This is a genomic window from Bradyrhizobium sp. A5 (assembly GCF_042076515.1).
In the GTDB taxonomy this organism is placed as follows: domain Bacteria; phylum Pseudomonadota; class Alphaproteobacteria; order Rhizobiales; family Xanthobacteraceae; genus Bradyrhizobium; species Bradyrhizobium cosmicum.
Genome location: NZ_CP148990.1, coordinates 2,606,593 through 2,625,279 on the forward strand (window position 1 = coordinate 2,606,593; position 18,687 = coordinate 2,625,279).

The 18,687-nt window shown below is 64.3% G+C and carries 12 protein-coding genes, 1 tRNA gene, 1 pseudogene and 2 riboswitches; of the genes and pseudogenes, 5 read left to right on the top strand and 9 right to left on the bottom strand.

All coding sequences use genetic code 11. The annotated features are described in order from the left end of the window. Positions 1-219: 219 nt before the first annotated feature. From WHZ77_RS12395 to WHZ77_RS12415, 5 genes and pseudogenes are all read right to left on the bottom strand, one after another. A complete protein-coding gene (locus tag WHZ77_RS12395) occupies positions 220-1,869 on the bottom strand; it encodes an ABC transporter ATP-binding protein (protein ID WP_375313919.1) in 1,650 nt (549 codons plus the stop codon). Between the two features lie 14 nt (positions 1,870-1,883). Further along, complete coding sequence (locus WHZ77_RS12400; protein WP_375313920.1) at positions 1,884-2,771, bottom strand: ABC transporter permease; 888 nt, start codon at positions 2,769-2,771, stop codon at positions 1,884-1,886. A gap of 20 nt (positions 2,772-2,791) precedes the next feature. Further along, positions 2,792-3,733, bottom strand: coding sequence for an ABC transporter permease (locus tag WHZ77_RS12405; RefSeq protein WP_375313921.1), 942 nt, complete (start codon positions 3,731-3,733; stop codon positions 2,792-2,794). 180 nt (positions 3,734-3,913) lie between these two features. Then, complete coding sequence (locus WHZ77_RS12410) at positions 3,914-5,215, bottom strand: D-amino acid dehydrogenase (protein ID WP_375313922.1); 1,302 nt, start codon at positions 5,213-5,215, stop codon at positions 3,914-3,916. Positions 5,216-5,283: 68 nt separating this feature from the next. Beyond that, a riboswitch (glycine riboswitch) is annotated at positions 5,284-5,396 on the bottom strand. A gap of 3 nt (positions 5,397-5,399) precedes the next feature. After that, positions 5,400-5,504: riboswitch (glycine riboswitch) on the bottom strand. 95 nt (positions 5,505-5,599) lie between these two features. After that, a pseudogene (locus WHZ77_RS12415) lies at positions 5,600-6,728 on the bottom strand (M20/M25/M40 family metallo-hydrolase). A 268-nt stretch (positions 6,729-6,996) separates the two neighbouring features. On the opposite strand from WHZ77_RS12415, the gene WHZ77_RS12420 reads away from it, so the two are divergent. The 3 genes from WHZ77_RS12420 to WHZ77_RS12430 all read left to right on the top strand — a co-directional run bounded on the left by WHZ77_RS12420 (position 6,997) and on the right by WHZ77_RS12430 (position 12,163). Further along, entirely contained in the window at positions 6,997-8,607 is a 1,611-nt protein-coding gene (locus WHZ77_RS12420; protein ID WP_375313923.1) for an ABC transporter substrate-binding protein, read from the top strand. A gap of 231 nt (positions 8,608-8,838) precedes the next feature. Further along, positions 8,839-10,326 carry an ABC transporter substrate-binding protein gene (locus tag WHZ77_RS12425; protein ID WP_375314709.1) on the top strand — a complete coding sequence of 496 codons (1,488 nt, stop codon included), beginning with the start codon at positions 8,839-8,841 and terminating at the stop codon, positions 10,324-10,326. A gap of 241 nt (positions 10,327-10,567) precedes the next feature. Beyond that, on the top strand, positions 10,568-12,163 hold the full coding sequence (locus WHZ77_RS12430) for a glycosyltransferase family 39 protein (protein WP_375313924.1): 1,596 nt from the start codon (positions 10,568-10,570) through the stop codon (positions 12,161-12,163). 204 nt (positions 12,164-12,367) lie between these two features. Here the strand turns inward: WHZ77_RS12430 and WHZ77_RS12435 are convergent, their stop codons facing one another. Next, complete coding sequence (locus WHZ77_RS12435) at positions 12,368-13,618, bottom strand: multidrug effflux MFS transporter (protein WP_375313925.1); 1,251 nt, start codon at positions 13,616-13,618, stop codon at positions 12,368-12,370. A gap of 150 nt (positions 13,619-13,768) precedes the next feature. Beyond that, positions 13,769-14,356 (bottom strand): TetR/AcrR family transcriptional regulator, encoded by a 588-nt coding sequence (locus WHZ77_RS12440; protein WP_375313926.1) that lies wholly within the window; start codon positions 14,354-14,356, stop codon positions 13,769-13,771. Between the two features lie 88 nt (positions 14,357-14,444). Here WHZ77_RS12440 and WHZ77_RS12445 point away from each other — a divergent pair, with 88 nt between their 5' ends. Together WHZ77_RS12445 and WHZ77_RS12450 are read left to right on the top strand one after the other, a co-directional pair. Further along, positions 14,445-15,224 (top strand): crotonase/enoyl-CoA hydratase family protein, encoded by a 780-nt coding sequence (locus WHZ77_RS12445; RefSeq protein WP_375313927.1) that lies wholly within the window; start codon positions 14,445-14,447, stop codon positions 15,222-15,224. A 202-nt stretch (positions 15,225-15,426) separates the two neighbouring features. Further along, a complete protein-coding gene (locus tag WHZ77_RS12450; RefSeq protein WP_375313928.1) occupies positions 15,427-16,758 on the top strand; it encodes a hypothetical protein in 1,332 nt (443 codons plus the stop codon). 50 nt (positions 16,759-16,808) lie between these two features. Here WHZ77_RS12450 and WHZ77_RS12455 read toward each other — a convergent pair whose 3' ends face one another. Both WHZ77_RS12455 and WHZ77_RS12460 read right to left on the bottom strand, forming a co-directional pair. Further along, on the bottom strand, positions 16,809-18,341 hold the full coding sequence (locus WHZ77_RS12455) for a hypothetical protein (protein ID WP_375313929.1): 1,533 nt from the start codon (positions 18,339-18,341) through the stop codon (positions 16,809-16,811). Positions 18,342-18,583: 242 nt separating this feature from the next. Further along, positions 18,584-18,672 (bottom strand) — tRNA-Leu (locus WHZ77_RS12460). Between the last annotated feature and the right edge of the window lie 15 nt (positions 18,673-18,687).

The following is an 18,687-nucleotide window of genomic DNA, read 5'->3' on the forward strand; positions in this document are numbered from 1 at the left end:
CCTTGGCCTTGCGGAGAGAGCAAGGCGGGACGCACTCGCGCCGTGCATAGGTTCAAGACGTTTTGGGAATGCTGGCCCGCCGTCATTCCGGGGCGCGCCACTGGGCGCGAGCTACGGTGCGCAATTGCGCACCTGAGAATCCATGGTGCAGCAAACTCTGTAGTTCGATGGATTCCGGGCTCATCGCTTCGCGATGCCCCGGAATGACAACAGAGAGATTTACGCGCTCGCCGCCATACCTTCCGACACCGGCCGGAAGTTCGCGAAATCCCAGCCCCGGCCAGGCGCTGCTTCCAGCAAAGCCCTTGTATAGTCCTCTTTCGGATGCGTCAGCACCTCGGCGGCGGGGCCCTGTTCGACGACGCGGCCGTGCTGCATCACCACGACCTCGTCGCAGATCTGGGCTGCGACGCGCAGATCGTGGGTGATGAACAGGATGGCAATGCCGAGCCGATTCTGGATTTCGTCGAGCAGTTCCAGCACCTGCGCCTGCACCGAGACGTCGAGTGCGGAGACCGCTTCGTCGGCGACCAGCACGTCCGGATCGAGCGCGAGCGCCCGCGCGATGGCGATGCGCTGGCGCTGGCCGCCGGAGAACTGGTGCGGATAGCGCGTCACGGCGTCCGCGGGCAGGCCGACCAGCTCGAGCAGCTCGCGGGCGCGCTTCATCGCATCGGCATGCGAGGTGCCGTAATTGATCGGGCCTTCGGCGATGCTCTCGCCGACGGTGACGCGCGGGTTGAGCGAGCGGTAGGGATCCTGGAAGACGATCTGGATCTTCTTCCGGTGCGGCTGGAGCAGGCGACGCGAGATGTCGGAGATCTCGCGGCCGGCGAGGCGCACGCCACCGGAGGTCGGGTCGATCAGGCGGACGATGCAGCGCGCCACCGTCGACTTGCCCGAGCCGCTTTCGCCGACGATGCCGAGCGTGCGGCCCTTGCGCAGCGTCAGCGTGACCTTGTCGGCGGCGACGACCTCGCGGCCTTTGCCGAAGAAAGAGCGTTCCTTGTAGACCTTGCTGAGGTCGTTGGCCTCCAGCACCACCGGCTCGTGGCTCTCCTCGCGCGGGGCGCGCGGCACCAGGCTCGGCACCGCCGAGAGCAGGTTGCGGGTGTATTCCATGGTCGGGTTGCGCAGCACGGTCTCGAGCGGACCGGTTTCGACCAGCCGGCCCTGCCGCATCACCGCGACGCGGTCGGCGATCTCGGCGACCACGCCCATGTCGTGGGTGATGAACAGCACGGCCGTGCCGTGGTCGCGCTGGAGGTCGCGGATCAGGGTCAGGATCTGCTTCTGCGTGGTGACGTCGAGCGCGGTGGTCGGCTCGTCCGCGATCAGCAGCTTCGGCTCCAGCACCAATGCCATCGCGATCATGATGCGCTGGCGCTGGCCGCCGGAGAGGCGGTGCGGGTAGGAGGCGAAGATGCGCTCGACCTGGGGCAGGCGGACCTGCTCCATCATGTCGAGGATGCGCTTCTTGCGCGCCTTCGCGTCGAGATTGGTATGGGCGCGCAGCACCTCGTCGATCTGGCGGCCGACCGGCACCACCGGATTGAGCGCGGTCATCGGCTCCTGGAAGATCATCGCCATCTGCGTCGCGCGCAGCTGCCGCAGGCGGCGGTCGGTCGCGGTGAGAATCTCCTCACCGACCAGCTTGACGCTGCCGCCGGTCGGAACCAGCGTGCCCTTCGGCAGCAGGCCCATCGTGGTCAGCGAGGTCACCGACTTGCCCGATCCGCTTTCGCCGACGAGGCACAGCGTCTCGCCCTTGTGCACCTGGATCGAGATGCCGTCGATGATGTTGGCGCCCTTCGGCTTCTTGCCGATGGAGACGACGAGGTTGTTGATGTCGAGGATGGGGTTGGTCATCGCTTGATCCGTCATCACTTGCCTTCCCGCTGCTTCATGCGCGGATCGAGTGCGTCGCGGGCGGCGTCGCCGATCAGATTGATGCTGAGGATGGCGATCGAGAGCAGCAGGCCCGGCCAGAAGATCAGCGTCGGCTTGAGCTGAAAATACTGGCGGCCCTCGGCCATGATGTTGCCCCAGGTCGGCGTCTCCGGCGAGATGCCGGCGCCGAGGAAGGACAGGATGGCCTCGGTCAGGATCGCGGAGGCGCAGACATAGCTGCCCTGGACGATCAGTGGTGCGATCGTATTCGGCATCAGATGTCGCCACATGATCTTCGGGAGCGACGAGCCGACCGAGATCGCGGCTTCCACGTAAGGCTCCTCGCGGGCGGACAGCACGACCGAGCGCACCAGGCGCGCCACGCGCGGAACTTCGGGGATGGTAATCGCCACCAGCACGGTCCAGATGCTGGCGCCGGACAGTGACACCACGGCGATCGCGAGCAGGATGCTCGGCATCGCCATCAGGCCGTCCATGACGCGCATCAGCACGGAATCGACCAGCTTGAAGAAGCCGGAGACGAGGCCGATCGAAAGGCCGATGACGATCGAAAGGATCGCCGAGCCGATACCGATCAGAAGCGAGATGCGCCCGCCATAAATCACGCGTGACAGCAGGTCGCGGCCATAGGCGTCGGTACCGAGCAGGAACTGCGCCGAGGCCGGCTTCAGCCGTTGCGAGGGGGCCAACTGGATCGGATCATGCGGCGCGATCAGCGGCGCCAGGATCGAGACCAGCACGATCAGCGCAAGGCAGACCGTGGCCGCCGCGATGATCGGCGTCGAGGTGAGGAATCCGAAACGCGGCCGCAGCGGCGTCGTGATCGGAATGGACGATTGAGGAAGGCTATCGACCGACATTGTTGTTGTTATCCTTAGCCCTAGTACCGGATCCGGGGATCGAGCAGCGTGTAGGCGACGTCGATCAGGAGATTGACGACGACGTAGATCAGCGAGGTCAGCAGGATCATCGCCTGGATCACCGGATAGTCGCGCGCCAGCACCGCGTCCACGGTGAGGCGGCCGATGCCGGGGATGTTGAACACGCTCTCGGTGACGACGACGCCGGAGATCAGCAGTGCAAAGCCGGTGCCGATCACGGTGATCACGGGCACAGCGGCATTGCGCAGCGCATGCCGCATCATCACTGCGACCTCGTTGATGCCCTTCGCGCGCGCCGTTCGTACGTAATCCTCGCCGAGCACGTCGAGCATCGCCGCCCGCGTCATGCGCGCGATCAGCGCGACGTAGATGAAGGAGAGCGCGCAGGTCGGCAGGATGATGCGCTCGAAGAACGGTCCGAAGCCGTTGAAGATGCTGCGGAAGCCCTGCACCGGCACCCAGCGCAGGTCGATCGCGAACACCTGGATCAGGAGATAGCCGACCACAAACACGGGCACCGAGAAGCCCAGCACGGAGAGACCCATCACGAAGCGGTCGATCCAGGTGCCATGCTTCCATGCCGCGATCACGCCCAGGGGGACGGCGACGATGACCGCGAGGATGATGGTCGAGAGCGCGATCGAGATCGACGGCTCGACACGCTGGCTGATCATCTTGATGACCGGCAAATTGGAGATCAGCGACGTTCCGAGGTCGCCGTGCAGCAGCTTGTTCACCCAGGTGATGAACTGCACGATCAACGGCTCGTTGAGGCCGAGGGAGTCGCGGATGCGCTCCAGCCGTTCAGGTGTCGCGTTGTCACCGGCGAGAATCGCGGCGGGGTCGCCGGGGGTCAGCCGCAGCAGCAGAAACACGAACAGCGCGACGACACCCATCACGGGGACCGCCGCCAGAACGCGGCGAATGAGATAACCTAGCATGCACCTATCTCCGGCTGCGGAACGTGTGGCGCCCTGGGGCACCGGTGGAAGCTGTCGTGTCTATCATGCGCGCCTGTCATTCGGGCTGGAAAGCCGGCCGGAGATGCCGACCTTGCGGGGCAAATTGTGTGCCAAGGGCAGGGCGGTATCAAGGGGCCGCCCTGCGCCGGCCGGAACCACTCAGGATGCATGACGCAGCTCGGCCTCAACCTTGAGTGAGGGGACGCTCGGCGGTGCATTGAGCCCGCGCCAGCCGTCGATGGTCCCGGCGATCATCTGCGCGGTCGCGGCCGACAGGGTCCAGCCGAGATGGCCGTGGCCGGTGTTGAAGAACACGCCCGGTATCCGCCCTGCGCGCACCACCGGCATCATGTTCGGCATCATCGGCCGTAGCCCGGCCCACGGAACGACACGCGACGTTTCGACGTCGGGGAAGTTGCTGCGCACCCAGTCGACCAGCGGCTGCACCCGGTCGGCGCGAATGTCGCGGTTGAAGTCGTTGAATTCGGCGGTGCCGGCGACGCGGAAGCGATCGGCACCGAGCCGGCTGGTGACGATCTTGGCGGCTTCGTCGAGCAGGCTGACGGTCGGCGTTGCGTTGCGGCTCGCGGCGGTGTCGAGCTGTACGGTGATCGAGTAGCCCTTCACCGGATAGACGTTGACGCGCTCGTCGAGCAGGGTGGCGAAGTGACGGCTCGCCACACCTGCGCAGACCACGACGCCGTCCACCTTCAGCATGCCGCGCGCGGATGCGACCGCATCGCTTGCGGACAGATCGGCCCAGCCGATGACAAAGCCGGCGCCGGCGCGAGCGATCGAATCGATGTTGGCCTCGTGGATGAAGGTGGCGGCCCGTCGCTTGCAGGCCTCGGCAAGCCCGCGGGTAAACTTGTGGATATCGCCGGTCGCATCCGACGGGGTGTAGAAGCCGCCGTAATAGTCCTTGCGCAGCGTCGGCTCGATGGCGCGGATTTCCTCCGGTGTCACCGGACGGCGGTCGAGGCCGCCTTCCTGCAGCAGCGCGTTGACGCGCAGGCCGGACTCAAAACCCTTCTTGTCGTGATAGATGTGGAGGATGCCGCGGCGTTCGAGATCGAAGTCGATGCCCTCGCGTGCTGCGATCTCGAACAGATGCTTGCGGGCTTCGATCGCAAGGCGCGTGGTTTGAATCGTGTTGGCGCGGTAGTTGCCGATGTTGGCGACGAACTCGCTCATCCACGAATATTTGTGCCAGTTCGGCCGCGGGTTCATCAGCAGCGGCGCGTCGCGCCGGAACATCCAGCGCAGGCCTTTGAGGATCGTTGCGGTGCTATTCCAGACCTCGGCATTGCTGGCGGAGAGCTGTCCGCCATTGGCGAAGGAGGTCTCCATCGCGGCGTAACGGTGCTTGTCGAGCACCGTCACCCTGTAGCCGCGTTCCAGCAGGGCATAGGCGGTCGTTACGCCGGTGATGCCGGCGCCGATGATGGCGATATGAGTCATGGCAGGTTCGGGGCTCCCGTGAGTTAGAGTCGGCTAACCGCTGGCCGTAAAGCCGTTGGCGGCGCCCCATCTGTCACGGTTACCTGAGAGCTTGACCCGGCGCAGACCCCGTGAGGTCAGCTCCGGCCTATCCCCTTCGGTGGACGTCACGACTTTCAAATCGTGCCGTCTCTCTCCAGATCGTCCTGACGATACAGTCCTTTTGCCTGAGAGTTTCCGGGGCGGTTGCTCCGTCGGCGCCGCAAAGAAGGCTGGAAGCCTTCGTTGCGATCTCTCCCGCATCGTCGCGTGGACCATCGAGCAGTACGATGCGCCTCATTTTTAGACAAGGCTAAATTTCAACCGTGACTGCCAACGTATTGTGCAGTGCAAAGTTGGTTCAATTTACTCGAGCGTCGCCAGCAAACCCGCCATCAGCCGGCCGCGCTCGACCAGGCTGTCGACCTCGATGAACTCCTCGAGCGTGTGGCCATTGCCGCCGCGCACGCCAAGGCCGTCGAGCGTCGGGATGCCCATCGCACCGGTGAAATTGCCGTCGGAGCCGCCGCCGGAGCTCGCATGCGGCAGCTCGGCGCCGAGCGATTTGGCGATGCTGCGTGCCTTTTCATACAGCGCCATCGTGCCCGCATCCGGCTCCCACACGGGCCGGGTGACGCCGCGAGTCACCTTGAAGGATACGTCGTTGGCCGTGCCCGACAGGGCCAGCATGCGCTCGACGCCGCGATCGAGATCGGCCTGGCGCTTGGCCATCGACAGTGCTTCGCCGGTGGCGGTCGTGGCAACGCAGTTCACCCATTGTCCGCCATGCACGACGCCGACGGAGAAAGTGCAATCCGCCGTCGTCATCGCGTCGATCGCGAGGATCTGCCGCGCCATTTCGCGGATCGCCGAGCGTCCCGCCGACAACGTCGCGCCGGCGTGGCTCGGCCGGCCCGTCGCCTCGAGATTGAAGCGCGCGATGGCGTAACGCCCGGTGGTCACGCCGTTGTCGGCGCGGCCCGGCTCGGGCACCAGCACATATTTGTTGCGCGCCGCCTCGGCCTCGATGATGTCGCGGGTCGAGGGCGTGCCGACTTCCTCGTCCGGCGTGAACAGCACGGTGATCGGCAGCGGCGTGGTAGGAGGCCCGCGCCAGCTGCCGGATCGCTTCCAGCGAGAGATAGTTGCCGCCCTTCATGTCGTAGATGCCGGGGCCGTAGCACTTGTTGCCCTCGCGCCGCCATTTCAGCTTCTCGATGGTGCCGACCGGGTGGACGGTGTCCATGTGGCCGGCGATCAGGATGCCCGGCTCACCTTGCTTCGGATGCGGGAAGCGTGCCCGGATGACGCCGCCAAAGCCCTGGCGGCCGGCGATGCGTTCGATCGTCGCACCCATGATTGCCATATCCCGCGCTGCGATATCGAGCATGCGGTTAACGGCACCGGCGTCCCAGGTCGGGCTCTCGCAGTCGACCCAGGTGCGCAGGCCTTCGAGCATGGCCTCGGAATCGAAGGGAAGATTGGCTGGATTCATCTTAATGTCTCTCAAGCTTCGAAAGATGGAACGCGCATTGCATTGCGCTGGGCAGGACGAGCGGGGAGTGTTGTAGAGCCAAACCGATCTTTGTGGAGCCCGTACGCGCGCCGCTTGGGCTTGCAGCTAAACCGGATTGACGCGCACAACGCTGTCTGCAAGTCTCGAAAAGATAAAGGCATTGCATGAGGTTAGTTCGCCTAAGGAACGAACCGAATGCTCAACCAATAACCTGCCTTTGAATAGTTTCACGTCAGGAGAGACTTCTATGCTGAGCTTGATGCGCCGGGGGCGTCGCGCGTTCGCCTCCACACTTGCGCTGTCGGTCGTCGCGCTTTCGACCGCAATGGCCTCGCCGGTATTTGCCGCCGGCAAGACCATCACCGCGGTGATGCATTCGGATCTGCGCGTCATCGATCCGATCTTCACCACCGCCTACATCACGCGTGACCATGGCTACATGGTCTACGACACGCTGATCACGACGGATTCGAATTTCAAGATCCAGCCGCAGATGGCGGACTGGAAAATCTCCGACGACAAGCTGACCTACACCTTCACGCTGCGCGACGGCCTGAAGTGGCATGACGGCACGCCGGTAACGGCGGAAGACTGCGTCGCCTCGCTCAAGCGCTGGGCCGCGGTCGACGGCATGGGCCAGCAGATGATGACCTTCACGGCCAGCATCGAGGCGACCGATCCCAAGACCATCACGCTGAAGCTGAAGGAGCCCTACGGCCTCGTCCTCGAATCGATCGGCAAGCCGTCTTCCCGCGTGCCCTTCATGATGCCGAAGCGTCTGGCCGAAACGCCGCCGGACAAGCAGATCCCCGAGCAGATCGGCTCCGGTCCGTTCAAGTTCGTGCAGGGCGAATTCCAGCCCGGCGTGAAGGCGGTCTACGTCAAGAACACCGACTACGTGCCGCGCAAGGAGCCGGCGAGTTGGACCGCCGGCGCCAAGGTCGTGAAGGTCGATCGCGTCGAGTGGATCACCATGCCGGACTCGCAGACCGCGGTGAATGCGCTGCAATCGGGCGACATCGACTTCATGGAAGTGCCGCCGTGGGACCTGCTGCCGATGCTTGAAGGCAATGCGGACCTCAAGGTCGAGGTGCTGAACAAGTTCGGCTATCAGACCCTTGGGCGCATGAACTTCCTCTATCCGCCCTTCGACAATCCGAAGATCCGTCGCGCGGCGCTTCTGGCGATGAACCAGAAGGACGTCCTCGACGCGCTCGTCGGCAATCCCAAATATTACAAGATCTGCGGCGCGTTCTTCATCTGCGACACGCCTTTCGCGAGCGACGTCGGCTCGGAATCGCTGGTCAAGGGCAACGGCATGGCGGAGGCCAAGAAGCTGCTCGCCGAGTCCGGCTATGACGGCACGCCCGTCGTGGTCATGGTGCCCGGCGACGTCGTGACGCTGAAGGCGCAGCCGACGGTCGCGGTGCAGCTGCTCCGCGAGGCCGGCTTCAAGGTCGACGCGCAGGCGACCGACTGGCAGACGGTGGTGAGCCGCAGAGCCAGCCAGAAGCCCCCGAAGGAGGGCGGCTGGAACATGTTCTTCACCAACTGGGTCAGCGCCGACGTCTCCAACCCGATCTCGAACCTCTCGATCGGCGGCCAGGGCAAGAAGGGCGGCTGGTTCGGCTGGGCGGAGAACGCCAAGATCGAGAAGCTCAAGGACGACTTCGTCCGCGCCGCCTCGCTCGACGATCAGAAGAAGATCGCGACCGAGATCCAGAAGGAAGCCTACGACCAGGTGATCTACATCCCGCTCGGCCAGTATCTGGCTCCGAGCGCGTGGCGGAAGTCGTTGACCGGCGTGCTCGACGGCCCGGCAACCCCGGTGTTCTGGAACATGGACAAGAGCGAGTAAGGCGAGGGCGCGTGAGCGCGCCTTCCGTATCGACCACCACGCGGCGCCGCTGTCATCAGCGGCGCCGCTCGCCAAAGAACTTCCGAGCAGAAACTTCTCAGGAGAGCTTCAGTGATCCAATTCACGTGCCGGGGACGTCGGTCTTTCGCCTCCACACTTGCGATCTCAGTCGTCGCGCTTTCGGCACTGGTCTCGCCAGTTCTTGCCGCGGGCAAGACCATTACCGCCGTGATGCATTCGGATCTGCGCGTCCTCGATCCGATCTTTACCAGCGCCTATATCTCCCGTGACCATGGTTACATGGTCTACGACACGCTGCTCGCGACGGATTCGAACTTCAAGGTCCAGCCGCAGATGGCGGACTGGAAGATCTCCGACGACAAGCTGACCTACACCTTTACGCTGCGGGATGGCCTGAAATGGCATGACGGTACGCCCGTCACCGCGGAAGATTGCGTTGCTTCGCTGAAGCGCTGGGCCGCCGTCGACGGGATGGGACAGCAGATGATGCTGTTCACCGCGAGCATCGAGGCGACCGATCCCAAGACCATCACGCTGAAGCTGAAGGAGCCCTACGCGCTCGTGCTGGACTCGATCGGCAAGCCGTCCTCGCGGGTCGCCTTCATGATGCCGAAGCGTCTTGCCGAGACGCCGGTGGACAAGCAGATCCCCGAGCAGATCGGCTCCGGCCCGTTCAAGTTCGTGCAGGGCGAATTCCAGCCCGGCGTAAAGTCGATCTACGTCAAGAACACCGACTACGTGCCGCGCAAGGAGCCGGCGAGCTGGACCGCCGGCGGCAAGGTGGTGAAGGTCGATCGCGTCGAATGGATCACCATGCCTGACTCGCAGACGGCATTGAACGCGCTGCAGTCGGGCGACGTCGATTTCATGGAGAATCTCGCCCTCGACATGTTGCCCACCATCGAAGCCGACAAGGGGCTCAAGGTCGACATCCTGAACAAGTTCGGCTTCCAGACGGGCGCGCGGATGAACTTCCTTCATCCGCCATTCGACAACGTCAAGGTCCGCCGCGCGGCATTCCTCGCGATGAAACAGAAGGACGTGCTGGACGCGCTGATCGGCAATCCCAAGTTCTACAAGACCTGCGCTGCGGCCTTCATCTGCGACACGCCGTTCGCGACGGACGTTGGCGGCGAGACCCTAGCGAAGGGCGGCGACATGGCCGCGGCCAGGAAGGCGCTCGCCGAATCCGGCTACGACGGGACACCCGTCGTGCTGATGGCGCCGGGCGATGTGCTGACACTGAAGGCGCAGCCGATCGTGGTGGCCCAGCAACTGCGCGACGCCGGCTTCAAGGTCGATTTTCAGGCGACCGACTGGCAGACGGTAGTGAGCCGGCGCGCCAGCATGAAGCCCCCGAAGGAGGGCGGCTGGAACATGTTCATCACCAACTGGGTGAGCGCCGACGCGTCCAACCCGATCTCCAACGTTGCCGTCGGCGGGCAGGGCAAGACGGGCGGCTGGTTCGGCTGGGCGGAGGATGCCAAGGTCGAGCAGCTCAAGGACGCTTTCGTCCACGCGACTTCGCTCGACGATCAGAAGAAGATCGCGGCCGAGATCCAGAAGGAAGCCTACGATCAGGTGCTCTACATGCCGCTCGGTCAGTTCCAGATCCCGAGCGCATGGCGGAAGTCGATCAGCGGCGTGATCGACGGCCCGGCAACGCCGGTGTTCTGGAATATGGACAAGTCGGAGTAGGACAAAACCGAGTATGCGAAAGGGTGCTTTTCGCGCCTTTCATGCAAACGAGCGGCGCCGCTGTCATCAGCGGCGCCGCTTTCGTTTGTCAGCTTCGCGTCAGCTTAGGAGTGTGGAGCTTTGAGTTCTTCCAGCCTCCAGTTGTTGCTATTTGTTTCTGTTCTGAACTAGATGATTTTCTCACTCATCACTTTCCTTCCCCGATTTGATTCGCGCGCCAATCGATTTTGCACTTCAGGCGATGGCCGAAAGGTCCGATCGCGCGCCGTCGCGATGGCGCAGGCCTTTCTTGCGCTGGCTCGACGGCGTCGAGGCGGGCTGGGCCGTGCCGCTGCTTCTGGTCTGCTTCGTCGTGATCTGGACGGTGTATCTGGCTATCGCCTATGCCGGCGGCGGCCTGCACCCCGATACGCTCGAGGCCTGGACGCTGGGGCGGAATTTCGCGTGGGGCTATCACAAGCACCCGCCGCTGATGGGGTGGATTGCCGCAAGCTGGACCTTCGTCCTTCCGCTGAGCGACTGGTCGCTGCAATTGATGGCGATGGTCAATGCCGGGCTCGCGCTGTTCTGCGTCGACCTGGTCGCGCGGCAATTCGTGACCGGGCACAAGCGCATCCTGGTGCTGCTGCTGTTGATGCTGACGCCTGCCTATCAATTCCATGCGCAGCGCTTCAATGCCAATGCGGTGCTGCTCGCGATCTGGCCGCTCGCGACCTGGTGCTTTCTGCGCGCCTTCGAAACCCGCAAGGCGTCGTGGGCGGTCGCGGTGGGCTGCACGACGGCGCTGGCGATGGTCGGCAAGTATTATTCGATCTTCCTCGTCGCCAGTTTTGCGTTTGCCGCACTGGCGCATCCTGCGCGGCGCGCCTATTTCACCTCGGCTTCGCCCTGGATTTCGGTCGTCACCGGGCTTGCGGTGCTGTCGCCGCACATCTATTGGCTCGCGATGACGGGGGCTTCGACCTTCACCTATGCGATGAACCACGCCAACGGCGATTCCGCGAGCTCGCTTGGCGAGGTGAAGAACTTTCTGCTGGGGCTGGCTGCGGCGATGAGCGTGTCAGCCGCGCTGTGGGTGCTCATCGCAGGCACGCGCCTGAAACAGTTTCGGGCCGACTTCGCCGCCATGAGTCCGGGCCTGCGGCTTCTGTTCTACGTCGCGATCGGCACGATCGTGCTGCCGGTCGTGACGTCGCTGGGGATGGGCACGGACCTGCCGTCGCTGTGGGCGTTGCAGGGGCTGTTCCTGTTCGTCGTGTTGATCGTCTGCGGCACGCGCTATCCGATCGAGCGCTTCTACACGGTCAACGTCACGGCGATCACGGCCGGCGTCGCGCTCGCCACCGTCCTGGTCGCGGCACCGATCCATGCCGTCTATCGCAACACCCATGGTTATGAAGAGGGGCGGAATCTCTACGCCCAGGCCGCGAGCGGACTGACCCGCGAGTGGCACGAACTCACCGGCGAGCCGCTGAGCGTCGTCAGCGGCGACGATGCGCTCGCTTTCGCCGCGGCGTTCTACAGTCCGGATCATCCACAATACGTGCGGCCCTTCGAATTCCAATACAGCTGGGGCCTGCCGCGCAAGACGACGCTGGACCGCGGCTGGGCCGCGCTGTGCTTCCGCGGCCAGGACTATTGCAACCGGTGGATGGAATGGGTGTCGGGACGCGCTGGACATGTCGTCCGGCGCGAGTTCACCGTGCAGGCGAGGCTGTGGGGGCAGCCCGGTCTGACGCGGGATGTGGTCGTGATGATGGTACCGCCGCGCGCAGGAAGCACGATGCCCGAGAATGCAGCGGAAGATTTCAGCGCCAGCAGGCGTGCGACCGACTAGGCCTTGCACTCAGCAATGGCTGTCGCGCACACCCTCCAGGCCTTCGCTCGCGAAAGGCGCTGTGAACGCGGGGTGCTTCGGCTGTGGGGTCGGACGTTTCGTTTCCGTCGGCTCCAGGGCGTGATGGTCTTCGCGGAGTTCGGGTTCCATGGCGGCGGCCTTTCGAATTGCTGCAGGACAACATCGAGGCCGCCGGCAAGTTCCTCAGGCGATGGGGCGGTGATGCGGCTTGAACATCCGTCCTTTTTCCACCACCAGCACGATCGCGAGTGCCGTGACGGTCGACAGGAAGAAGCCGACCGCGAACGGCATCAGCGTGCCGTCGAAGCTTTGCCCGATGGCCATGCCGATCGCGATGCCGATCAGGGTGGTGATGGAGCCGTAGAGCGACGAGGCCGTGCCGGCGATGTGGCCCTGCGGCTCCAGTGCGAGCGCCGTGAAGTTCGCAACCATCATGCCGAACGAGAACATCATCAGCGCCGACAGCGCCATGAACAGCGCGAGCGGCAGCACATTCAGGCTTTCCGTGATGAGCAGGACGGAAGCCACGACGGCATAGAGCGTCAGCGCGCCGTGTGAGATCACGCGCATGCCGAGCCGTCCAACGAGTCGCGCATTGAGGAAGCCCGCAATGGCGACGCCGGTCGCGATCGCAGCGAAGGCGAGGGGGAAATAATGGCCGAGATGGTAGATCTCGGTGAAGACCTGCTGCGCCGAGAACACGTAGGCGAACAGCGCGCCCATGACGCTGCCTGCGGCCACCGCGTAGCCGATGGTCTGGCGGTTGGTCAGGGTTTGCCGGAAGGCGGCGAGCACATCGGCGGGTGCAAGCGACCTGCGTTCGGAATCCGGCAGGGTCTCCGGCAGCCGCAGCACGCTCCAGGCGAGGGCAAGCAGCCCATAGAGCGCCAGCACGATGAAGATGCCCCGCCATTGCGACACCAGCAGCACCGCTTGTCCGAACGACGGCGCGACCACCGGCACCGCGATGAACACCATCATCGCAAGCGACATCACGCTCGCCATCCTGCGGCCGACATAGCAATCGCGCACGATCGAGGTCGCGATCACGCGCGTCGCAGCGGTGCCAAACCCCTGCAGTGCGCGCGCCAGCAATAATGTTTCGAACGAGGGCGCGGCGATCGCCAGCAAGCTCGCCACTGCATAGACCGTCATGCCGCCGAGCAGCACCGGGCGTCGTCCAAACCGGTCGGACAGCGGTCCCATGATGAACTGGCCGGCGCCGAAGCCGATCAGGAAGATCGACAGCACGAGCTGGAGATGGTTGGCGTTCGGAATTTTGAAGGCTGCCCCGATATTGGGCAGCGCCGGCAGCATCATGTCCATTGCGAGCGGATTCAGCGCCATGATGGACGCGATCACGACAACGAATTCCGGAAAACCCATAGGACGGTGTCCCGAGGACACCCAATCGTCGGCGTTGACGTCGGACAAGCAGCTCACCTCTGAAATTCAGGGGCTTTTCTATCGTCTATGCTGCGTTGCACAACCCATGTTTCGGGATGGCTGTCAGGCGGGGCGGTGGCGGACACGAGTTGGTGAGGTTGCGGCCTGGGCCTGCGATGTGTCGGGGTTAAGCGCGGCTTAAGCGCGACGGGTCTTTTGAGCTGCTGCGACCAGGCCGAGCGCCAATTGCCCTGCGGTCTCGACATAGGCGAGATCGCGGTGGATCAGCATCACGGTGGTGGCGCCGTCGAGCAGGATCACGAGCTGGCGTGCGAGCGCCGTCGCACCGGCAACGCCGTGATCGCGCAACTCCGTTGCAAGCCATGCCTCAAAACGCTTCTTGTGTGCCGCGCCCGCCTTGACCGCCGGATGTGCCGGCGTGTTTGCGAGTTCGGCGATCGTGCGCAGGAAGCCGCAGCCGCGCCATCGCGGCGTATCCACGGAGCGACCGAGTTTTGTGAAGAGACCGCGGACCTTGTCGGCCACACCACCGTCCGTCTCCGCGAACCAGCGCCTGTAGAGCTCCAGCGTCGGCTGGTCCCTGGCCGCGATGGTTGCGGCGACGAGCTCGTCCTTGCTGGTGAAGTGATAGTACAGCGTCTTCTTGGTGACGCCCGCCTTCTCGGCGATGGCGTCCATGCTCGCCGCCCGGATGCCTTCGCCATAGAACAGGCGCGTCGCCGCAACGACGATCTGATCGCGGGTGGTGTCGCCTTTCCCTGACATCCGCGCAATGTATACCGCCTAGTGAGTATACACAATGCGGCCGCTGTGGCTGACTCCCTTTCCTGTCCGATCTGGAAGGAGCTGCGACTTGTCCGACCTGGTACTCTCCGAGACGCGCGGCGCCGTCGCGCTGTTGACGTTCAACCGCCCGAACAAGCTCAATGCGCTGAGTTACGCCCTCATCGACCGCCTGATGGCGGTGCTCGACCGCATCGAGGACGACGCAAATATCCGGGCGGTCGTGCTGACAGGCGCGGGCGATCGCGCCTTCTCGGCCGGTGCCGACATTGCCGAATTCTCGGACAGCGTGAGGTGCGGGCCGGATGTCGCGGTGAAGCAATTCGTGCGGCGCGGGCAGGGGATGACGGCGCGCTTGGAAGCGTTTCCAAAGCCGATCATCGCCGCCGTCAACGGCATAGCCTTCGGCGGCGGCTGCGAGATCACGGAAGCCGTGCATCTGGCCGTTGCGAGCCAGCGGGCGACTTTTGCCAAGCCCGAGATTGCCATCGGCATCACGCCGACCTTCGGCGGGACGCAGCGCCTGCCGCGGCTCGCGGGCCGCAAGCGGGCGCTGGAGCACCTGTTGACCGGAGATTCTTTTTCACCACAGCGAGCCCTGGAGATGGGACTGGTCAACCGCATCGTGCCTCACGAGCAACTGCTGGACGCAGCCTTCGCGCTGGCGGATCGCATCACGCGGCATTCACACCTGGCGGTGGCCCGAATTATCACCGCCGCCACGCGCGGCCTCAACGTCTCGATTTCGGAAGGTCTCGCCGTCGAGAGCGAGCAGTTCGCGCGCATGGCGGCGACACAGGACACGCGCGAGGCGCTCGATAGATGGCTCGCCGCTCGCGCGCAGCGCTAGACGCCGCGGGGCTGTGTTGACGGCTGCGACGACGGCGGTCGGTTCCGCAACCGTCCAGGCGGAGTGCTGGCAACCAGCGATTCACCATAAGCGCGACGGCAAGGCATCGGGGAGATGAATCCGCAACCCATCCTGTCCATTGTGGCCGGGCCAGGCGCCGCGTTGGCGCCCGGAGAAACCCCGCCAGACAAGGTATCCGATTGTGTCCGATCTCACCGGTGCAGCACGATGGCTGGAGCCCGCGGCCGACATGGCGCCGCGACGGAACATCTGGCTCGCCTGCCTGATCGCTCTGACCGCGCTGCTGGTGTTCGGCAATCTCGCCAACGATGCCGTGCTCGATGTCAAATATGGCTGGGACGTCCGGGTCAATTGCGCGGCGGTCGATGCGCATGTCGCCGGACTTGATCCCTACGTCGTCAAGAATCTGAAAGGCACCCGGCTTTCCTATCCCTATCTGCCGGTGACGCTGGATGTTTTCCGTCCTCTGTGCGCGGGCGGCGTTCTGGTCGGTCACTATAGAGGCGCCTTTTTCGCTCTCGCCGTGCTCTGCGGGCTGCTCTTGCCCGGTCTCGGCCGCGGGCGCCCGCGCGCACGCGATGTCGGGCTCAGGGTGTTCTGCGCGCTCGGCGCGTTCGTCGGTTTCGAATGGGTGCAGGCGTCGGGCAATTTCGCGATTCTGAGCGGCGTCCTGACCGCGATCGCGCTGAGGCTCCTGCTTTCTCAGCCTCCCTCCCGAACGCCGGAGCACCGCAGCTCTCCGCTGCATCTGGCCGGCGCTGCGCTGCTCGGCCTCGTGATGTCGTTCAAGCTGGTGTTCTTCCCCGTGCTGGCTGCGCTGTATTTCCTGCCGCTGCCGCGCGGCCGCAAGCTGGTGTTGATGGCGGTGGCGGCGTTCAGCTTCGCATTGCCGATCCTGATATCGTGGCTGGGATACCCCGATCTGTTCGCCAGCTGGCAGCTTGCGATGGCCGGAAAGATCCCCGACCAGCACGTCCTCGATCTCTTCGAGCTCAATCCGTCGCTGCTGCTGCTGGTGCGGGACCTCATGACCCATGCCGGCCTCGGTGACAGCAAGCCGGCCATCCTCGCGGTTTATGCATTCGGAGCCCTCGCGCTCGTGCTGATGCCGTTCGCACTGTCCGTCTTCCGGGCGGTCGCAAGCCGGCCATTGCGGGAAGGAGAAACGCTTCTTGCGCGACTGGATCGCTGGCTGATCGATCGTCCCCGCGCGGCCATGCGCATCACGGTGCTGGCCATGTTTGCGCTCTATCTCTGCTCGCCGCGTCTCAAGGAATATGCCTTCTTCGAGCTCGCGCTCTATGCCGCGATCCTGCTTGCCGATCTTCCGGCGACGGCACTCGCTGCCGTTCTCACCGTCGGCCTGCTCGTTCCCTCGTTGAACTCACTGGTGGGACATTCGATCGAGGGCAGTTATCTGCTGCTCTTTGCCGCGACGGCATGCTTCTGGATCCTGCTGCTCGATTTTCGGGCGGAGCCGAAACGCCTCGATCAGCAGGCTGCGGATGCATGAATGTCGCTCCGTCCGCCGGGACGTGGGCGTGAACGGCGCGGCGCGTGACCCTACCGGGACACGGGCTCTTTGAACTCCTCGCGCGAGGAAGACTGTTGCCTGGTGTAGAGGCTCACATAAGCGCCGGTGTAGTCCTCTTTCCAACCCCGCTCGCCAACGAGGAACCGCCTCAGCTCTTCGTGTCCTCTGAGCCAGAGCACGGCGTCGATCTTGTATTTGCTGATCGCCCTGTCCCACGTCGCCGCGTCGATTTCCCACCGCACCAGCTTGCGATAGTCGTGCAGCAGATCATCCGGATAGGCGGTTGCCGCGCGGCCGTCCACGAACACGGGCACTGATCCCTGCGTCCGGAAGATCAGCAGCCCGCCGACGTTCCAGTGGTTCAGGACACGTGCATGCGCGCAATGCGCCTTGAGAAAATTGGCATCCTCGTCCGACAGCATGTCGGGCAATGCCAGCGCTGGTCTCACATGCATGAGAGTCAACGGCAGAAGCAGCACGCCGATCACGCCTGCCGCCAGCATGGCGCGTTGGATCTTGAAGCTCGAACGGCGTTTGGGCAAGAGACGGTCGATGTGAAGCGCCATCGGGACGCTCGAGAAGATGAAGAAGAACGCGGTGTACCTGAACTGATAGAGACCGAGAGCGAGGAACAGCCACGCCAGCGCGCGCGCGTCGGGGGGGATCCGCGTCGTGTTGCGGTACCACAGCTCCAGCACGACGAACGCCGACGCATAGACGATGCCGGGAAGGCTTCCCGGCATCGCCATGTTGTGCAAATAGGGGCGCCATTCGCCGATATCGGCCTGGACGAAATGACCGAGCGTCGCCGTCACGCCGTCATAGACATGCCATCCCAGCGGATTGACGAAGATCGCGAGGACACATCCGGCGCCTGCGAGGCAGTCATTCCGGAAGTTGGCCCAGTCCCGCCGCAGCAGGGCGCCGGCGCAAAAGACACCGATGATGGGAAAGGCCAGCACGAAGCCGCCGTGCAGATTGACCCAGAGCACCATCAGCGGCGGCAACAGGAACCATCCACGCCGGTGCAGGCATTCCCCGTAGAAGACGACCGCGAACAGCATGGTCGCGATGTTCGGCGATGCCGCCAGATACATGTTCGGCGACGCTTCGTAGCAGGGATAGAGCAGGCAGGCGGCGAAGACCGCGATGCAGACCGCAGGCGCCGATGCGCCGCTGCGCAAGCCGCAGAAGGCGAGGTATCCGGCAATGACCGCGCCGGCGGCGACGACCATCAGTACGATGCCGGCAAAGCCCGTGTGCTGATACAGCACGCTGGCGATCACGTCCCAGAGCCATGACAGATTGTACCAGCGCTTGTCGCCGAGGGTGAACGCCCAGGGATCCTGGAGCGGGACTTCGCCTCGCTCCCGGATCAGGTCGCCGGCGGCAAGATGCCAGCCGAGGTCATAATGGCCGAGCATGAGCGGCGCGTTCGACAGATAGAACACGCCGAGGAAGGCGATCAGGAAGACGTAGGCTTCGAGCCCATCCGGGAGACGTCCGATTGCCGCGGGCGCTGCGCCAATCCCGGACCCGGACCAATTCTCGCGCGCGTCCATCGGAGCTCTCACCTTCGCAGCCCGCCGCGCCAGGCCCTGCATGGTTCCGGGTCAGCATCGATTGGCGGCAGACATGGCTCGCTTTATTGGGGTAACAATCTAAGGATGTGTAAATGCCGGCCGCGCAACTCGAGTTCCGGACGTGGAGGGCGGTGTTGGCAAATGAATCATTGCGTCGGTGGCGCGTGTCACTGGACGGATGAGCTTCCGGCTCGCGCGTCGGCTTACGCCGTCAGTTCTGTTGGTGCGGGCAGCCGGGGTCGAACCGGCACAGCGCTTGCGCACCGAGGGATTTTAAGTCCCTTGCGTCTACCAATTCCGCCATGCCCGCTTGATCCAACGAGAT